We start from the raw sequence: 17,617 nt of genomic DNA, 5'->3' as shown, positions 1-17,617 counted from the left end.
AGCCGGGTCAGGGATGCCAGTTGAGGGCAAGCCAGGCAGGGGCAAGCCGGACCGGGCCAGGCAGCCGGTACGCCGGAGCGCCACCACACACCAACAGCGCCGCGGTGGCCGTCCCCCGCTCAGCCAGGCCGCGCCACCCACCTTGCCAACCAGTTGGTGTGTGGTCGCGCACCGGGCCACGTGTGGGCTAGGCGAGGCGGGTTAGCCAGTGGTGGGGGTCGGGGGAGCGGCCGTGTTGGAGGTCTAGGAGGGACTTGCGGAGGGTGGCGGTAATCGGGCCTACGCCGTAGTCGACGGAGTGGTCGCCGATGGTGACCTCGCCGCCGTCCCAGGCCAGCCGGCCGATCGGGGTGATGACAGCGGCGGTACCGGAGGCGAAGACCTCAGTGATCTCGCCGGACCGTACGCCGTCGCGCCAGTCGTCGGCGGAGATGCGGCGCTCCTCCACCTTGTGGCCCAGGTCCGCTGCCAACTCCAGTACGGACGCGCGAGTGACGCCCTCGAGGATCGACCCCGACAACTCAGGCGTAGCGATGCGGCCGTCGGAGTACACGAAGAATAGGTTCATACTGCCGCTCTCCTCGATCCAGCGGCGCTCCACTGCATCGAGGTAGGCGACCTGGTCGCACCCGTTGGCCACTGCCTCAGCTAGTGCCGCCAAGCTAGCCGCGTAGTTGCCGCCGCACTTGGCCGCACCCGTGCCACCCGGGGTAGCGCGGATCGAGGTGCTCGACAGCCAGATGGAGACCGGCTTGGGCCCAGTGTCGAAGTACGCGCCAGCAGGCGAAGCGATGACCCCGAACAGAACCTCCTGCGCGGGCCGCACGCTCAGCGCAGCCTCAGTGGCAATCATGTACGGCCGCAAGTACAAGCTGGTCTCACCACTACCCGTCGGCGGCACCCAGACCTCGTCCACCGTCACCAGCGCACGCAGCGCAGCAAGGAACGCCTCCTCCGGTACCTCCGGCAGCGCAAGCCGCTGCGCGCTCCGCTTGAACCGAGCTGCGTTGACCTCCGGCCGGAAGGCCCACACCGACCCATCCTCATGCCGGTACGCCTTCAGCCCCTCGAAGATCTCCTGCGCGTAGTGCAGCACCGCAGCCGCCGGACTGACCCTGAGCGGCGCATACGCAGTCACCTTCGAGTCATGCCACCCAAGCTCACTAGTCCACGACGCGAGCACCATGTGATCGGTGAACGCCTGCCCAAACCCAGGCTTGGCCAGCACCGCAGTACGGGCCTCTGCCGTCGCCGGTTCGGCACTGAGCTCGACCTGGAAGTCCCACGCGTCTGTCACTGTCGCTGCCCTACTCTCACCTGTCACCCTCAGCACGCTACCGCTGCTACCCGCCGGCACTCGACCCGATGCCCACAGTGCGGTTGTCATACGGCCTGCGCTTCAGCAGCTCCCGGTAGTCCCACACTGCACCCCGCGCCAGATCACCACCCCGTACTGCGGCCAGCACCTGCCCGGCCGTGTCGTACAGGTGGTACGTATGCCACCGATCAGGCAACTCCACCAACACCCGCATCGCCACTGCCAGCCCAGCCGTCGTATCGCCATCCATCACCAGACACTGCGCAACCACCAACTCCAACTCAGCCCGCTCGGCAGCCCCGGACGAGCAAGCCCCCAACGCCTGATCGAGAGCCAGATAAGCGCCGACCGTGTCGCCAAGTGCCGCACACACTCGCCCCTCGACCGCATCAGCCTCGAACGCAGCCCACTCAAACGGCGAACTAGTCACCACCGGCCGGCTCGGCAGGTCAGCCGTCACTGCGTGGAGATCGCATACTGCCTGCCGTGCTCCATCTGCATCACCCAGCGCGGCCAGCACCCGGGCACGCGCAGCCAGAGCGCGGGCGACGCCAACTGGTCGGTCGGCCAGCGTCAATGCATCGTCGGCGAGCTCGAGGAGCCCGGACAGCGGGCGATGCTCGGCCAGCCCGCTCGTCGCCTCCCAGCTGCGGGCCAGGCCGGCGATCCGGCGCTCGGTAGAGCCGTCGGCGGTCGCCCGGGCTGTACGCCACCAGCGCTCGGCGGCGCGAAGCCTGCCGAGCTCGGCGAGAGTCAGCGCGATCAACACCGCCAGTTCAGCCGCCGGAAGGGCCAGCGCAGCAGATCCGGCCGCAGCGCCGGACCGCAGCAACTGCAGATCCGCGGTGAGTTCGGGCAAGCGCTCGGCAGGGGGAGTCGTGGCGAACTCCTGGGCATGGCTGGCTGCCACCGCGCGCCACTCCGAGACCTCCTTGCCCGGACCGAAGTACCCGGCCAGCTCATGCCGAACCGCCTCTAGCGAATCGGCTCCGGTGGGCAACCTTCCAGCGCTTCGAGCGGCCTGTACTCCGTCCGCCGCCGCAACGGTCGCCTCGGGGATGGAGGGCCCACACATGGCGCCGGGAGCGGCGGATGCTTGGGGCCGCACGTGGTGGTCGTCCTCGACGGCGGCGAGTGCTGTCGGGTGCGACTGCTCGTAGGCGGTCGACAGGGCCGGGGTGGTGCCCAGCTCTCGGTCGCACAGGATGGCGAGGTGGGCCGAGCCGGGGCGCCGGCCGCGCTCGACCTGGGATAGGTAGCTGTGGTCGTAGCCAACCCGGGTGGCAAGCTGCCGCAAGCTCAGGGCAGCCGCCTGCCGGGATTGCCTCAACTGCACGCCGAACTCAGCCACAGGATCCTCCCCTGTTCGAGCTGCCGGTCTAGCCGGCCACTGGTCACGCCTGGTGGTTGCGGTGCGTAGCGAGAACCTACAAGGCCCTACCGACAGAACCCGCCGCAGCGCTTCCGAAGCCCAACCCTGCAAGGCGTTGCAGCTGTGGGCTGTTCGAGAGCCCACAGCTCACACCTGGTGACCACACCCCCTCACCAAGCAGCCTTGGACCATGAATACCCCGCAGTCAGAGCCAAGGCTCTTCCACCTGGTCCGGCCGCCGGGCGCCTCGCCGGTGGCAGGTGCGGCGGGGCTGGTCATAGTCGCCGAGGGGGTCGAGTGGTCCGACGGCACGGTGACGCTGCGCTGGCGGGGGCGATGGCCGGCGACGTCAGCCTGGGAGGGCGGTATCGCCGCAGTCCTGGCAGTACACGGCCAGAACGGCACCACCAAGCTCCGCTGGCTCTCCACCCCATCACCCAGTACTACGGCTGCCCCACCGCTCGGTACTACGTCCACCCCGGCGCCCGAGTCGAGCCTCGCAGCGGTCGGTGGGTTGCGGCTGGCGGCGCCGGGGGTAGATGGGAGATGTGTCAGTTGCGGCCTCGTCTGGCCGTGCCTGAGTTGCGGGCCCTGACGAGACAACGCTGTCAACCGGTCGGTGCGCGGTCTACTCTGTGGTTCATCGTTGGAATAGAACGTTCGAAGAGGTTGCAGTTGGCAGATGAAGTTGAGGACCAGAGCGGGCCGTCCCCCGTTCACCAGTCCACCCTCACCGATCCGCTGGACGAGTTGGATGCTCAGCTCAACCGGCTACGCAGCGTCGCCGACGAGTTGCGGGGGTCGCGGGGTAAGCCGGTGCTGGCGGGGGACCAGGTCGAGTTGATCGAGGACGGGCCGACGCTGCTCCGTACCTACGAGCGGCTGCAGGAGGACGCGCAGCGCGAAGTACGGGTGCTGGATCGGCCTCCGTACGTGACGCCGCCGTCGTCTCAGCAGCAGTTGGAGCTGGATCGGTTGCACGCGGGCGTGGGCTACCGGGCGATCTATGGCACGGAGGTGTTCGAGAGCCAGGACATCATGGGGGTGCTGCCGGAGCTGCAGTCCGCGGGCGAGGTCAGCCGCGTGCTGGCGCAGGTGCCGATGAAGATGGCGATCGCTGACGACGACACGGCGCTCATCGGGCTGACCAAGCGGGCAGCGGGTGACTATCACCTGCTGATCCGCTCGTCCGGACTACTGGACGGCCTGATCGCCACCTTCGAGATGCTGTGGGCACTGGCGATCCCGATGCCGGCTCTGCCGTTCAATGGCGACATCGCCGGCCTGCGCCCAGCCGACCGCGACATCCTCCTTCTACTCGCAGGAGGAGCCACCGACGACAAGATCAGCCGCCACCTCCGGATCAGCCCCCGTACTACGCAACGCCGGGTCCGCGCGCTGATGGAGTCCCTCGGCGCGCAGACCCGCTTCCAGGCCGGCGTACAAGCCGCACGCCGGCGCTGGATCTAGGCGGATCAGTTGACGGTTACTACTGTTCCTGCGCGGTTGGGGAACTCGACGAAGCCGGTGGAGCGTTGGCCGGTTGGTAGGCCGGACCAGGAAGCCGTTACCTGGAAGGGCTTGCCAGCGGCCGGTGCGGAGGATGGCGTGACCTTCAGCGAGCTGCCAGCGGTCACGACATTCGTCTGCATCGTGTACTTCGTGGTGTCGGCGCCGGGCGGGTTGGAGAGGGTGATGGCTAGGACGCCCCACACGCCCGGCGACGGCGCCGCCACGGTTGCGGAGGCCTCGTTGGCACCGGTGCCTTCGAAGGACAGCAACTGCATCTGGCCGTTGACGACCTTGTAGAGCACCATCCAGATGCTGCCGGCTGGGTCGACCGTCTTGATGTTCCACTGCACTGCCTTGGTGCCTGCAGTCACGGTGACCGGGTAGTCCGGCAGGTCGGCGTCAGCTGCACCGGCCGGTACTTCACCCGGCACCAGCGGAGCAGAGGTGAACCCGTAGGCCCTGATCGGCACACCAGCTTTGCCGACCGTGGCGTCGAAAGAGACCGAGCCGGATGCGCCCGAGCCTGTGACATTGGTAGGAGCGATGACCGAGGTCGGGACGATCACGATCGGGCTGCGGACCGAGGTACCGGCGCCCTGCCAGGTCAGCCAGCCGCTGGTCGTCTCGTGCGACGGTGCGGTGTCCTGAGTGAGCTTGACCGTGAAGGACTTCGTCTGGCCGGTCTGCAGGTTCAGGATCGACGGGGTGACGACCGCCTTCATGCCAGGCACGGACACCGTGGCCCGGTAGAGCCCGCCGGTCACGGCGGTCACCCGACGGGTGATGGTCTGCGTGCCGACCAGTTCCCCGACAGCGATCGACGGCGCGTTGTAGTTGCTCGGGTCGATCGCCGGTACTCCTGTACCGGTGTCAACCCCGCTGCCCTCGAGGTACCCGAGCCAGTCGGCGTCACCCGAGTCGTACACGAGCCCCGGGTCGAGCATGCGCGACGGCTGGACCTCACCGGCGCCCCTAGCGAACGGGTCATTGTCGACGGCACCAGTGGAGGTCTTCACGTCACTAGTGGTCGTCATAAGCGCCGACTTGACCATCATGGGGGTCCAGTCGGGGTGCTTGCCGAGGTAGAGGGCAGCCAGGCCGGCGATGTGCGGTGCGGCCATCGAAGTACCGGAGTAGAAGGCGTAGCTGTGCCCCGCGTTGCTGGGCGGGGCTACCGCGGCCAGAACGTTCACACCCGGCGCAGCGAGGTCCGGCTTCAGCAGGTCGCCATGGCTCGACAGCGACGGGCCACGCGACGAGAAGTCGGCCATCTGCGGGTAGGGCGTAACAGCCGAGGTCAGGTTGCCGGGTACTAGCTGCGCAGTAGCACCGGCAGTACCGGCGTATGCCTTCACTGAGAGCGATCCGGGGGTGTTGAGGTGCACAGTCGGTACTGCGTGAGAGTCGGCCACCATGTCTTGATCGGTGAGGTTAAGCAGCACCATGCCAACGCCACCGGCTCGCTTGACCTCTGCAGACTTGTCGACACGGGCACCCACGCCCCGGTCGCACACCACGATCTTCCCGGCCACCTGCGCCGAGTCGAGCGTGTTGGGCAGGCACTGCGACCCGTCGTACTCCGTAGCGCTGCTCACCCGACCAGCCGCCCCGGTGACGAGTGCCTTGGCGCCTACCTTGGTAGCGATCGACGTGCTCAGCCCGGCGTACTTCTCGCCGTTGCCAAGGACCACTGTTCCCTCGTACGGCGCCACCGTGCTCGCGCCGACCGTCGTAACCCACGGCGAGGTGTTGTCGAGTGACGACGGCTCCGGGCCCGAGTTGCCACCAGCGGCCGAGACGAAGATGCCCGCCGATGCAGCGGACAGGAAGGCGAGCTGCACCGGGTCCGTGTGCGCGGACTCGAAGATGGAGCCGACGGAGTAGTTGATCACGTCGACGCCGTCCGCGACTGCCTGGTCGATCGCGGCGAGGATGTCGGACGTGTAGCCGCCCGAGCCGACCCCGTCCTTGCCGGTCCACAACGCCTTGTAGACGGCGATCTTGGCCGCCGGGGCGACACCGGAGATCGTGCCGAAGTTGATGCCGCTCTCGGAGACGTCCACACCCGCACGGCCGGCCGCAGTGGTCGCAGTGTGCGTGCCATGGCCTTCACCGTCGCGCGGGGAGGCGTAGTCGGCGCGGGCCTCGGGTGGGGTGGCGCCGAGCCAGGCGTCCCCGAAGTACTTGGCGCTGATGAGCTTGGTGTTGCACAGGTCGGCAGTGAAGTCCTCACCTGCCTGGCAGGAGCCGGTGAAGTCGTTCCCGTCCGCCTTGTGCATGACGATGCTGTCGCCGACGCGGTACGGGCTGGTGGCGGAGGCCTTAGTGCCCAGCTTGGGTCCGGAGAGTGATGCACTCTCCGGCCAGATGCCCGTGTCGACCACACCGACCACGACGCCCTTGCCTGCCTCGGCGTTGCCGCCCAGTGCCTTCCAGACGCCGGAGTTGCCGGACAGCTTGAGGAAGTCGGTGGGCTTCTTGTCGTCCAGGGCCTGGTGCAGCTGATCCGGCGTCACTGCGACGACACCTGGGGTCTTGCTCAAGGCAGAGACCTGCTGGCTGGTCAGTGAGGCAGCGAAGGCGTTGACGGCCGTCGAGTAGTGCCGGGTCGCCTTGGCACCGACTGCGGCGGCGACGGTGTTCTGGCGGCTGCCGAGCCAGTTGCTGTAGCGCTTGGAGTCCGGGGCCGTGGTGTCTACCTTCTTGCCCTTGGCGGGCTTGGTGGCCTTCAGCCCGGCCACGCCACCCTGGTACGTCGCCAGCGGCTTGTCGGCCAGCGTCACGACGTACCGGCCGGGGGCGAAATGGGGGAGCTGCAGCGAGCCGGCCAGGTTGTCTGGCTGGGCCGTGCCGAGAGTGAGTGCCGCGTTGCCCGCGGATGCGGTGAAGGCGGCGGTGGTGAGCACAGCGGCCGCGATCAACGCGGTCCGTCGGCGCAAGGACAGATGGTTCACGCGATTTCCTCCAGGGCAGTGGGGGCTGGCGACGATGACAGTGCCAAAGAAGTCGCGTGAAGTTCATCGTTTTGGCTTCAACTAGCCGCTGGCGAATAACTGCCAGCTGGCGGACCGAGCACGGAAAGCGACCGGCGGCGGCTTTCCCACAAGGGCGGAGATCCGACAGCCTGATGCCTTGACGGTGAGTTTTGAAAGCTCTCTACTTAATCCACTCTCACCGCTGGAGGTCCGCCCATGCGTTCACGGTGCTCTGCTGCTCTACTCGGTTTCCTGCTGGTCATCGCCGGCCTGGTCGGCTTCACCCAGACCGCGCAGGCCGCGAACCTGTTGACCAACCCCGGCTTCGAGGCGGGCTCGCTGAGCGGCTGGAGCTGCTCCGGCGGCTCGGTGATCACCAGTCCGACGCACAGCGGTGGGTTCGCGCTCAACGGGGCGGTATCGGGTTCAGACTTCGCCCAGTGCAGCCAGACCGTCGCGGTGCAGCCCAATACGGCGTACACGCTGTCTGCCTGGGTGCGCGGCTCGTACGTCTACCTGGGCGTCACTGGCGGTGCATCCACCTGGACGCCTTCCGCTAGTGGCTACACGCAGTTGACGGTCGCCTTCACGAGTGGTGCGAGTCAGACGTCGGCACAGATCTACCTCCACGGGTGGTACGGCCAACCGGCGTACCAGGCCGATGACGTGAACCTCGATGGCCCTGGTGGCACCCCGCCGGCCGGTGGCGCTCCCGGAGTACCGGGGACTCCTTCTGTGACCGGTACTACGAGCAGCGCGATCTCTCTGAGCTGGGGAGCCTCCACGGGAACAGTGACCGGCTACCGCGTCTACGAGGGGGCTACCCCGGTCAAGACAGTCACTGGCACCTCAACCAGTGTCGACGGACTAGCGGCATGCACTAGCCACAGCTACACAGTTGCGGCGTACAACAGCAACGGTGAGTCGGCCAAGAGCGCAGCAGCCTCCGGTACTACCGCAGGCTGCACCAGTACCGGCCTCCCGAAGCACGCGCTGATCGGCTACCTCCACGCAAGCTTCGCCAACGGCTCCGGCTACGTCCGGATGGCCGACATCCCATCGCAGTGGAACATCATCAACCTGTCGTTCGGCGAGCCGACCTCTGTCACGTCAGGCGACATCCGCTTCAACCGCTGCCCTGCCAGCGAGTGCGCGAACGTGGAGAGCGACGCGGACTTCCTCGCCGCCATCAAGGCCAAGCAGGCCCAAGGCAAGAAGGTCCTGCTCTCGATCGGCGGCCAGAACGGCCAGGTGCAACTCACCACCGCGGCGGCCCGCGACACTTTCGTCAACTCGGTCAGCGCGATCATCGACCGCTGGGGACTCGACGGGCTCGACGTCGACTTCGAGGGCCACTCGCTCTACCTGAACCCCGGCGACACCGACTTCCGCAACCCGACCACGCCCGTGGTGGTCAACCTGATCAGCGCGCTCAAGACGCTGAAGGCGAAGTACGGGACGAAGTTCGTGCTGACGATGGCGCCGGAGACGTTCTTCGTGCAGATCGGCTACCAGTTCTACGGCGACGGCGGCAACGGCGGCGACAACCGGCGCGGCTCGTACCTGCCGGTGATCCACGCGCTGCGCGATTCGCTCACCGTGCTGCACGTCCAGGACTACAACTCCGGGCCCGTGATGGGGCTCGACAACCAGTACCACACGATGGGCGGCGCCGATTTCCACATCGCGATGACCGACATGATCAAGGCCGGCTTCCCCGTCGGTACCACCGGACAGACCTTCCCCGGGCTCCGTGAGGACCAGATCGCCTTCGGCCTCCCGGCGGCCAGCAGCGCAGGGAACGGCTACACCGCCCCGGCAGCCGTTCACCAAGCGCTCGACTGTCTGGTGAAGGGCCAGAACTGCGGTGGCTACAGCCTTCGCGGCGGTTCTTCCCCGTCGTTCCGCGGGTTGATGACGTGGTCGATCAACTGGGACAAGTACTACAACTGGGAGTTCCAGAACGCGCACGCGCCGTACCTCGCAGCTCTGCCGTAATCAGCCTGTGGATGAACGGCGCCCGGAATTGGCCGGGCGCTTGTATAAAAGAGGCATGCCAACGTCAACAACCCGCCCGGTGATCCTGACCGTGGACGACGATCCGGGAGTCTCCCGGTCGATCGCCCGCGACCTGCGCCGCCGGTACGCCGAGGACAACCGGATCGTCCGGGCCGAGTCCCCGGACCAAGCCCTTGAGGCGCTCAAGGAGCTCAAGCTGCGGGGCGAGCCCGTCGCCCTGCTGCTCGCGGACTACCGGATGCCGGGGATGTCCGGGATCGACTTCCTCGAAGCGGCGATGGACCTGTTCCCGCTCGCCCGCCGAGTCCTGCTGACCGCGTACGCCGACACCGACGCCGCCATCCAGGCGATCAACGTGGTCGACCTCGACCACTACCTGCTCAAGCCGTGGAACCCGCCGGAGGAGAAGCTCTACCCGGTGGTCGACTCCATGCTCGACCTGTGGAAGTCCACTCCGGACGTGCCCGCCGACGAGACCCGGGTGATCGGCCACCGCTGGTCGGCCCCGTCCTTCGCCGCACGCGACTTCCTCGCTCGCAACGCCGTGCCGTACCGCTGGATGGGCGTCGACGACGAGGAGAGCCAACGGCTGCTCGCGGCCGCCGATATCGACGGTACGACGCTGCCGGTCATCATCACCCCGGACGGTACGGTCCTGGTCGCGCCGACCGAGGCCGACCTTGCCGACAAGGTCGGGCTGTCGACCCACCCCGCAGAGGAGTTCTACGACCTCGTGGTGGTCGGTGGCGGGCCGGCGGGGCTCGGTGCTGCCGTGTACGGGGCTAGTGAGGGCCTGAGGACAGTACTGGTCGAGCAGGTGGCGACTGGTGGACAAGCGGGTCAGTCGAGCCGGATCGAGAACTACCTGGGCTTCCCTGATGGGGTGTCCGGGGCACAGCTGACCGACCGGGCCCGGCGACAGGCCATCCGCTTCGGTGCCGAGCTGCTGACCGCTCGCGAGGTGGTCAAGCTGGAGACGAACGGATCCGCCCGGCGGCTGGAGTTCTCCGACGGCAGCGAGATCGCCGCGCACTCGGTGATCCTGGCGACCGGCGTCTCGTACCGGACCCTCGCAGCGCCCGGCGTGGACGACCTCAGCGGCCGCGGGATCTACTACGGCTCCGCGACGACCGAGGGTCCGGCCTGCGCCGGCCAGGAGGTCTACATCATCGGCGGAGCGAACTCCGCCGGTCAGGCCGCGGTCTATTTCTCCCGGCATGCGAAACGCGTGCATATGCTGGTAAGAGGTCCCTCGCTCGAGGCGACCATGTCGTCGTATCTGATCGATCAGATCGGCGGCATCGACAACATCGAGGTGCACACCTGTACGCAGGTGGTGTCCTGCAAGGGTGCGGAACACTTGGAGTGCGTGACGCTCACCAACAGCACGACCGGGGAGAGCTGGGAGGTGGACACGGAGTGGATGTTCGTGTTCATCGGCGCGGCGCCCCGGACCGACTGGCTGCCGGGTGAGCTGTTGCGCGACGACAAGGGCTTCGTACTGACCGGACCGGACCTGCGCGGCCGGCCGCCGGGCTGGGCGCTGGACCGGGATCCGTACCACCTGGAGACGAGCATGCCGGGCGTCTTCGCGGCGGGCGACGTCCGGGCCGAGTCCGTCAAGCGGGTCGCCTCGGCAGTCGGTGACGGCGCGATGGCCGTGACCTTGGTGCACCGATACCTGGAGATGCTCTGATGACCGAGCCTGTTTCCGTGACTGAGACTTCCGGGACCGAGACTTCTGTGGCAGCGACTTCCGGGCCGGCAACCGACGAACCGCGCCCGGCCTCCCGCGACGAGTTGCGCACGCTGTTCCTGTTCGAGTCGCTGACCGACGAGCAGCTCGACTGGCTGGTCCGCGAGGGTCACGTCCAGGCCGTCGAAGAGGGCAAGGTCTTCTCCGAGGGCGACGAGGCCACCTGCTGCTACATCCTGATGTCCGGCGGGCTGCGGATGTGCAAGCTGCTGCAGGGTGAAGAGGTCGAGATCAACCGGTCGTCCCAGCGCGGGGTCTACGCCGGCGCGTTCAACGCGTTCTTCGGTACGGACGACCGCAAGGGCTACACCTCCTCGATGTACGTCCTGGAGCCGTCGGAGTTCTTCGTCGTCGACGCGGCCGCGATGGCGACGATGATGAACACCTGGTTCCCGATGGCGGTGCACCTGATCGAGGGCTTCGTGATGGGAGCGCGCCGGACCAACGAGACGATCGGCCAGCGTGAGCGGCTGCTGGCCCTCGGCTCCCTGTCGGCCGGCCTGACGCACGAGCTCAACAACCCTGCCGCTGCGGCGGTTCGGGCCGCGGCGACGCTGCGGCAACGGGTCGCCGGGATGCGGTCCAAGCTCGCGATGCTTGCCGACGGCACCCTTGACTCGACCAAGCTGCACAAGATCGTCGCGATCCAGGAGGACGCCGTCGAGCGGGTGGCGAAGGCGCGGGAGCTGTCGCCGATCGAGCTGAGCGACGCCGAGGACTCCTTGACCGACTGGCTCGACGATCACGACGTACGCAACAGCTGGGACGTCGCGCCGGTGCTGGCCGCAGTCGGGCTGGGCGTGGACTGGATGGAAGAGGTGCTGACCGCCGTCGGACCGGAGTACCTGGAAGGTGCTGTTCGCTGGCTGATGTACACGATCGACACCGAGTCGCTGATGAACGAGATCGACGACTCGGTGACCCGGATCTCGACCCTGGTCGGGGCGGCCAAGCAGTACTCCCAGATCGACCGGGCGCCGTACCAGGTGGTCGATCTGCGCGAGCTGCTGAAGTCGACGATGGTGATGATGTCGGGCAAGTTCGAGGGACTGACCGTGGTGAAGGAGCTCGATCCGGAGCTGCCGCCGATCCCGGCGTACGCGGCCGAGCTGAACCAGGTCTGGACCAACATCATCGACAACGCCGTCTCCGCGATGAACGGCTCCGGCACGCTGACGATCCGGACCAAGCGCGACGGTGCCTACGCCGTGGTGATGATCGGGGACACCGGTCCAGGCATCCCGCCCGAGATCAAGAGCCGCATCTTCGAGCCCTTCTTCACCACCAAGCCGATCGGAGAGGGCACCGGCCTCGGCCTCGACATCTCCTGGCGGATCGTGGTCAAGAAACACCACGGCGACCTCCGGGTCGACTCCAAACCCGGCGAGACGTGGTTCAAGATCGTCCTCCCGCTCAACCCCGAGGCAGAGATCCAGGCGCAGGGCGACCTGACCTAGACCTTGGCGACCATGATGCAGAAGGGGTGACCCGCCGGGTCCGCGAGGACATACAGCGGCTCACCCTCCTCCTCGGTGCGATCGAGCAACACGGTCGCACCGAGGTCCTCTGCCCTTTGTTTGTGGCGCTCCAGCTCATCGAGCGTCGGTACTGCGAAGTCCAGATGCATCTGCATCGGTACGCCGTCCGCCGGCCAGGTCGAGCGGGGAAGCGTGTCGACCTGCTGAAACGCGAGCTTCCGCTTGCCGTTGGCGTCGACAAGTACCAGCCAGTCATCGTCATCTGATGGTTGCTCGTCACCCGGTCTGTACTGCAGACCGAGCAACTGGCGATAGAACTCCGCCAAGCCACGGACATCGGTCGTGTCGAGCGCCGTATGCATCAGGTCCGGATAATTGGCCACGACCTGTTTATACCGTTCAGTTGTCGCCTTGCTCGAGGTGGAAGGTGACCAGGTCGTCGTAGGTCTGGCCGATGGGGCGGTAGAACTCGTCGCCCTGCTGGCCGAGAGCTTCGCCGACCAGTCGCGAGATGGTGAGCGCGGCCGACAGCGGCCGATGGTTGACGACGAACTCGTCGACCAGCCCATCCTCGGTCAGGCGGAAGGTCGCCACCCCCTTCACCGGCTGACCGTCGACAGTCGCCGTGTACTCCTGCACCCGCCGGTCACCTGCCTCGATCTCGAAGACCGGCGCGTAGCCACGCAGTACTCCGATGACTGCCTCGACCAGTTGAGTCACCGCCTCGGGCCCTCGCCGGCTCCCGTTCAGGAACGCACCTTCCATCACCACATCGGACGCCAGCTTCTGCAAGAACCACGGACCCTCACCCATGCAAGAAGCGTAGCATCTACGCCTGTTTCGCCTGAGCTTCTGCTGTGCTGTTGATCCAGCTGGTGATGTCGTCGACTACGGCGGGATCGACGTGTTGGGCGGTTGTGTAGTCGGCCATCGTGGAAGGGGCGGCGCCGGCGAAGAACAGGTGGTTGTCTGCTTCGTGGATGTGGATCGTGACGTCCGGCCGGTGGGCGAGACCGGTCTGCCAGTTGATGAGGTCGTCGGTAGTGGTTACCTGGTAGTCGCGGCCGCCTTGCAGGATGAGGATCGGGCGGTCGAGTGCGGCCGCGGTCGCCACTGGGTCGTACTCGCGGAGATCTAGCCAGTACGAGCCTGAGAATCCGAATGGGAGGTCGGCCGGCGGGGTCGACTCGGACAGGTCGGGGCTCTCGACGTTCTTGGCTTGGCGGATCAGCGTTTCGACGAAAGCGTCGGCTGCCTTGCTGGGCTGCGTGGAGGCTAGGTACTTCGCGACTCGGATCGCGGCTTGCTGCATCGGCTGGGTGTCGCCGGCGAGGATCGCCAGGCCGGCGACGTACGGGGAAACGGCGGCGATGCGTGGCGCGAGTTTGCCGCCCATGCTGTGGCCGACGAGGAAGATCCGATCGGGATCCACGGTCGGGTGCCGGCGCAGTACGTCGATGGCGGCCAGCGTGTGCGGCAGGTATTCGGCGGTGGCGGTGAAGCCCGCATGGCTGGTCAGGTCGGGGCGGCTGGCGGTCACCTTGTCGAAGCGCAGTACTGCGATGCCCTTGCTGGCCAGGCCCCAGGCGAGATCCTTCAGCGGTTTGTTCGGCCCGCTCGTCTCGTCCCGATCGAAGGGTCCGCCGCCGCTCAACAGAATCACCGCCGGACTGCGATCGCCCGGCAGGCTCAGAGTCCCTTGTACTGCATGGATTCCGCCCTCCAGTGTGACCTCGTACTCGGTGAAGCTGGCGGGATCGGCGTACGCCGGGGGAGTCCACTCGACCGTGGCGCCGGGATCAAGGCGCAATCCGTTCAGCAAGCCCTCGCTGTCGACGGACATGATCAGCGTCAGGCTGCCGCGTTCGCAGGTCACCGGCACGCGGACCCGCGTGAGCCCACCGTCCATCGGCTCACTGACCGGCCCACCGATCGAGGTCACCGAACCGATCCGCCCGACCTCGGCCGTCCACGCGGCTTCGACGGCGTCGGCCGAGACCACCGCTCGCAACGGCGGCGCGAAGAGCTTCTCGATCGCAACGAAGCGACCCTCCCGAGCGGCCGTCGCCACGTACATCGCAACCTCAAGCGGAGTCCCCATAACTCACCTTTCTCATAATTTGAGAAAGGTAGCATGTCGTGAGACCGTTGCTGAATGGGTCCGTTGGAACTACTGGGACACCCCGTCCGCCTGCGAGTCGTCCACGCCCTGCGCGGCGGCCGAACGCTCACCACGACACAACTAGCCGAGCTCATCCCCGACGTCTCGAAGGCAACCCTCTACCGCCACGTCGACCTGCTCGCCGACGGCGGCATCCTCGAGGTCGCCGAAGAGGAGCGAGTCCGCGGCGCCGTCCAACGCCACTACCGCCTCCGCCAGGACCGCGCCTCGATCGACCCCGCCGTAGCCAGCACCCTCACCCCAGACGACCACCGCCAAGGCTTCGCCGCCGCCACCGCAGCCCTCCTAGCCGAGTTCAACGCCTACCTGGACCGCGACGAAACCGACGTCACCAAAGACCCCATCGGCTACCTCCAACACGCAATCTGGCTAACCGACGCCGAACTCCACACCATGATCGAAGCCCTCCGCGCCGCCATCGTCCCCAACCTCACCAACAAATCCACCCCCACCCGAAGGCGCTACCTCCTAAGCCCCATCCTCTTCCCAGCCGAAGACCACCCCTCGACGGGCTGAAGCCGGGCTGGGCCTCCTGTCAGCTCAGCGGGCGAGGCCGGTGACGGCTGCGTAGATGTCGGTCGGGGTCAGTGGGCGGGGATCGGAGCGCCACGTGGCGACGGCGTCGGCTTGGGTGGTTTCGTCTGCTTGGCCGACGCCTTCGGCGATCAGGGTCTTGGCTCGGGGGATGTCGATCGCTTCGTACTGGAAGCGATTGTCGATGTAGAAGTCGTTCCGCAGCGCGTTGTTGTCGTGAAAGAACCCGGTGTTCTGCACATAGCCATACATATTCTCGTGAGCCAACGCCGCAACCCACAGCCGGCGGCCGTCCTTGGTGACCAGGTAGAGCCTCATCTGCTGGTCACGGAGTGAGCCCGGCTACCGCGGCGAACACGTCGTTCGGGGCGAGCGGGCGGGGATCGGACCGCCACTTTGCCAGGGCATCCGCTGTGGTTTCCTCGTCGAGTGTGCCGATGCCGGCCGCGATCAAGGCCTTGGCCTGGATGACATCGATCTCTTCGTAGTCGTAGTCGAAGTCCATGTAGAAGTCGTTGCGCAAGGCATTGTTGTCGTGGAAGAAGCCGGTGTTGGCGACGTAGCTGTACATGTGCTCATTCGCCAACGCAGCAACCCAGACCTCGCGCTGCCCATCCTTGACCAGATACAGCCTCATCTGCCCGTCCCCTCGTTCAAGCGCCCCGCGAACTGGTGCCGGTGGCCTTGCCGATCAGTCGTCGTGCTCGCTGTGTGCGCTTCCGCCGGCGTACGTCGGTTGCGCGAATCACTGTAGTTGTTGACGTCCACGGCAACACCGCCGAGTGTTCGCAGGTCGTCGAGCCCGGGTGGTACGGCGAGTGTGTCGGAGAGTTTGATGCAGAGCGCCCGGGCGGCCGCGCGTTCGGAGTCGCTGGCAGCGGCGCTGCGCTCGATCTCGTACGGGCGGGTGGTCGCCTCCTTGACCTTGGTCGAGGCAATCGAGTGGAACTGGACCTCGACCACGTCACCGGCAGGGGTCAGCAGATCCGCGTGCAGACCCTTGTATCGGCTGCCTGCGGTGTAGGAGTGCATCGCGGACTGCACCGCCCATCCGCTGGCCCGTACTTCACCCGGGAGTCGAGGTTGTAGGCGGTGGCGTCGTCGGGTACGGCGGTGAGGAAGTCTCCGATCGTCAGGTGCTCGGTTTGGAGTCTTCCTTGCAAGGTGGTGAGGCTGAGGCGGGCGGCATCCGGCCCGTACTCGGCGGCGAGCTGTGCCGCCGTTGGCAAGTCGTCGCCCCACTTCACCGGGTGCCGCTCGGCGAATGCGGCATGGAGGTCGGTTGGCTCTGGTAGCCGGTTTGACCTGCCAGTCGCGCCCATTCCTCAACGGTAGGAAGTACCGGGGGTGCTGTGGGGTGGTTTGTTGGATCTGTGGATAAGGGTTAGCGGAGGGCTGTGCCGGTGGTGTGGGTTAGGAGGGTTAGGTCTTGGCGGGTGGGGAGGGATTCCCAGTCGCCGTGGGCGCCTACGCAGAAGGCGCCGGAGGTGGTGGCTCGGGTTAGGCGGGCGGGGGTGGGGAGGTTGTCGAGGGTGGCGGAGAGGTAGCCGGAGACGAAGGCGTCGCCGGCGCCGATGGAGTCGACGACTGTTACGGGGAGGGCTGGGTGGTGGGTGGTGCCGGATGTTGTGTGGGTCCAGGCGCCTTTGCTGCCGGCGGTGATTACTACCTCGGTGGCGGAGGTGAGTAGGTCGGCGGTGGGGTTGGGGGCGTCGGTGAGGATGTCCAGTTCGTCGTCTGAGGCGAAAATGGTGGTTACGTGGGGGAGTAGGGCGCGGAGGGCGGTGGCGGCTTCGGGGCGGGGCCAGAGGCGGGCTCGGTAGTTCACGTCTAGGGAGACCTGGATGCCAGCAGCAGAAGCAGCTTGTACTGCGGCGAGGGTCGCCTCGCGGGCTGTGGCGGACAGGGCCGGGGTGATGCCGGTGACGTGGAGGATGCGTGGGGTGGAGCTGCTCGGCGTACCGGGGTCGGTGAGGGCGGCCACGCATTCGGCTGGGGTGAGGGTGGAGCCGGCTGAGCCGCGGCGGTGGTAGCTGACTCGGGTGATGTCGTGGGCCGGCTGGTCGAAGGCGATGAAGCCGGTGAAGGAGTCGTCCGAGAAGCGCAGGTAGCGGGTGTCGACGTTTTCGGCGCGGAGGGTGCGCTGGATCAGGTGGCCGGGTTCGTCGTTGCCTACGGCACCTAGCCAGGCGACGTCGTGGCCGAGTCTGGCCAGGCCGATCGCTACGTTGCTCTCGGAGCCGGCGACGGAGAGGTGTACGTCGCCGCCTAGGCGGAGGGCTCTGGGGGAACGCAAGGAGACCATTGCCTCACCGATGGTCAGAACGTCAGGCATAGAGGGCTCCTGGATGAGGGGCTGGCCAGGCTCGCGCGTCGGCGAGCGCGGTGGTCGGGGCTGGGCTCAGGTTGAGTGCCGACCGCCAGCCCATCAATCGGTGTTGGTCGCGGTGGTGGTGAGCGCGGGCGGGGGT

At 67.0% G+C, this 17,617-nt stretch carries 16 protein-coding genes; 6 read left to right on the top strand and 10 right to left on the bottom strand.

The features are described 5' to 3' along the window. Positions 1-187: 187 nt before the first annotated feature. A complete protein-coding gene (locus tag OHA70_RS01280) occupies positions 188-1,297 on the bottom strand; it encodes a branched-chain amino acid aminotransferase (protein ID WP_328327573.1) in 1,110 nt (369 codons plus the stop codon). Between the two features lie 46 nt (positions 1,298-1,343). Continuing rightward, positions 1,344-2,669 (bottom strand): helix-turn-helix domain-containing protein, encoded by a 1,326-nt coding sequence (locus OHA70_RS01275; protein WP_328327571.1) that lies wholly within the window; start codon positions 2,667-2,669, stop codon positions 1,344-1,346. Positions 2,670-2,880: 211 nt separating this feature from the next. Between OHA70_RS01275 and OHA70_RS01270 the strand changes: the two genes are divergently transcribed. Both OHA70_RS01270 and OHA70_RS01265 read left to right on the top strand, forming a co-directional pair. Beyond that, a complete protein-coding gene (locus tag OHA70_RS01270; protein WP_328327569.1) occupies positions 2,881-3,285 on the top strand; it encodes a hypothetical protein in 405 nt (134 codons plus the stop codon). An 80-nt stretch (positions 3,286-3,365) separates the two neighbouring features. Further along, positions 3,366-4,160: a helix-turn-helix transcriptional regulator gene (locus tag OHA70_RS01265; RefSeq protein WP_328327567.1), complete on the top strand. Its 795-nt coding sequence runs from the start codon at positions 3,366-3,368 to the stop codon at positions 4,158-4,160. A 5-nt stretch (positions 4,161-4,165) separates the two neighbouring features. On the opposite strand, the gene OHA70_RS01260 is transcribed toward OHA70_RS01265, so the two are convergent. Further along, positions 4,166-7,156, bottom strand: a complete 2,991-nt coding sequence (locus tag OHA70_RS01260; protein WP_328327565.1) for a S8 family peptidase — start codon at positions 7,154-7,156, stop codon at positions 4,166-4,168. 237 nt (positions 7,157-7,393) lie between these two features. Here OHA70_RS01260 and OHA70_RS01255 point away from each other — a divergent pair, with 237 nt between their 5' ends. Genes OHA70_RS01255 through OHA70_RS01245 form a run of 3 tightly spaced genes read left to right on the top strand, consistent with a single transcriptional unit; the run spans position 7,394 to position 12,409 of the window. Then, the gene (locus tag OHA70_RS01255; protein WP_328327563.1) at positions 7,394-9,175 is read left to right on the top strand and encodes a chitinase; all 1,782 of its coding nucleotides are present in this window, start codon (positions 7,394-7,396) and stop codon (positions 9,173-9,175) included. A 55-nt stretch (positions 9,176-9,230) separates the two neighbouring features. Beyond that, positions 9,231-10,892 carry an FAD-dependent oxidoreductase gene (locus OHA70_RS01250; RefSeq protein WP_328327561.1) on the top strand — a complete coding sequence of 554 codons (1,662 nt, stop codon included), beginning with the start codon at positions 9,231-9,233 and terminating at the stop codon, positions 10,890-10,892. 17 nt (positions 10,893-10,909) lie between these two features. Next, positions 10,910-12,409, top strand: a complete 1,500-nt coding sequence (locus OHA70_RS01245) for an ATP-binding protein (RefSeq protein ID WP_328327559.1) — start codon at positions 10,910-10,912, stop codon at positions 12,407-12,409. On the opposite strand, the gene OHA70_RS01240 is transcribed toward OHA70_RS01245, so the two are convergent. Genes OHA70_RS01240 through OHA70_RS01230 form a run of 3 tightly spaced genes read right to left on the bottom strand, consistent with a single transcriptional unit; the run spans position 12,406 to position 14,531 of the window. Then, positions 12,406-12,813 (bottom strand): VOC family protein, encoded by a 408-nt coding sequence (locus tag OHA70_RS01240; RefSeq protein ID WP_328327557.1) that lies wholly within the window; start codon positions 12,811-12,813, stop codon positions 12,406-12,408. The two genes, OHA70_RS01245 and OHA70_RS01240, sit on opposite strands and share 4 nt — an antisense overlap. A 16-nt stretch (positions 12,814-12,829) precedes the next feature. Next, positions 12,830-13,243, bottom strand: a complete 414-nt coding sequence (locus OHA70_RS01235) for a hypothetical protein (protein ID WP_328327555.1) — start codon at positions 13,241-13,243, stop codon at positions 12,830-12,832. Between the two features lie 16 nt (positions 13,244-13,259). Further along, positions 13,260-14,531: an alpha/beta hydrolase gene (locus OHA70_RS01230; protein ID WP_328327552.1), complete on the bottom strand. Its 1,272-nt coding sequence runs from the start codon at positions 14,529-14,531 to the stop codon at positions 13,260-13,262. 54 nt (positions 14,532-14,585) lie between these two features. On the opposite strand from OHA70_RS01230, the gene OHA70_RS01225 reads away from it, so the two are divergent. Continuing rightward, positions 14,586-15,128 (top strand): helix-turn-helix domain-containing protein, encoded by a 543-nt coding sequence (locus OHA70_RS01225; RefSeq protein WP_328327550.1) that lies wholly within the window; start codon positions 14,586-14,588, stop codon positions 15,126-15,128. A gap of 24 nt (positions 15,129-15,152) precedes the next feature. On the opposite strand, the gene OHA70_RS01220 is transcribed toward OHA70_RS01225, so the two are convergent. From OHA70_RS01220 to OHA70_RS01205, 4 genes are all read right to left on the bottom strand, one after another. Next, positions 15,153-15,464 carry a hypothetical protein gene (locus OHA70_RS01220; RefSeq protein WP_328327548.1) on the bottom strand — a complete coding sequence of 104 codons (312 nt, stop codon included), beginning with the start codon at positions 15,462-15,464 and terminating at the stop codon, positions 15,153-15,155. A gap of 7 nt (positions 15,465-15,471) precedes the next feature. Next, positions 15,472-15,783 carry a hypothetical protein gene (locus OHA70_RS01215; protein WP_328327546.1) on the bottom strand — a complete coding sequence of 104 codons (312 nt, stop codon included), beginning with the start codon at positions 15,781-15,783 and terminating at the stop codon, positions 15,472-15,474. Beyond that, entirely contained in the window at positions 15,780-16,190 is a 411-nt protein-coding gene (locus OHA70_RS01210) for a hypothetical protein (protein ID WP_328327544.1), read from the bottom strand. The genes OHA70_RS01215 and OHA70_RS01210 overlap by 4 nt, the downstream gene beginning before the upstream one ends. Positions 16,191-16,530: 340 nt before the next feature. Then, entirely contained in the window at positions 16,531-17,481 is a 951-nt protein-coding gene (locus tag OHA70_RS01205; RefSeq protein WP_328327542.1) for a sugar kinase, read from the bottom strand. Positions 17,482-17,617: the final 136 nt, after the last annotated feature.

The sequence above is a fragment of the Kribbella sp. NBC_00382 genome (assembly GCF_036067295.1).
In the GTDB taxonomy this organism is placed as follows: Bacteria; Actinomycetota; Actinomycetes; order Propionibacteriales; family Kribbellaceae; genus Kribbella.
This window is presented reverse-complemented; position numbering and strand designations above follow the sequence as displayed.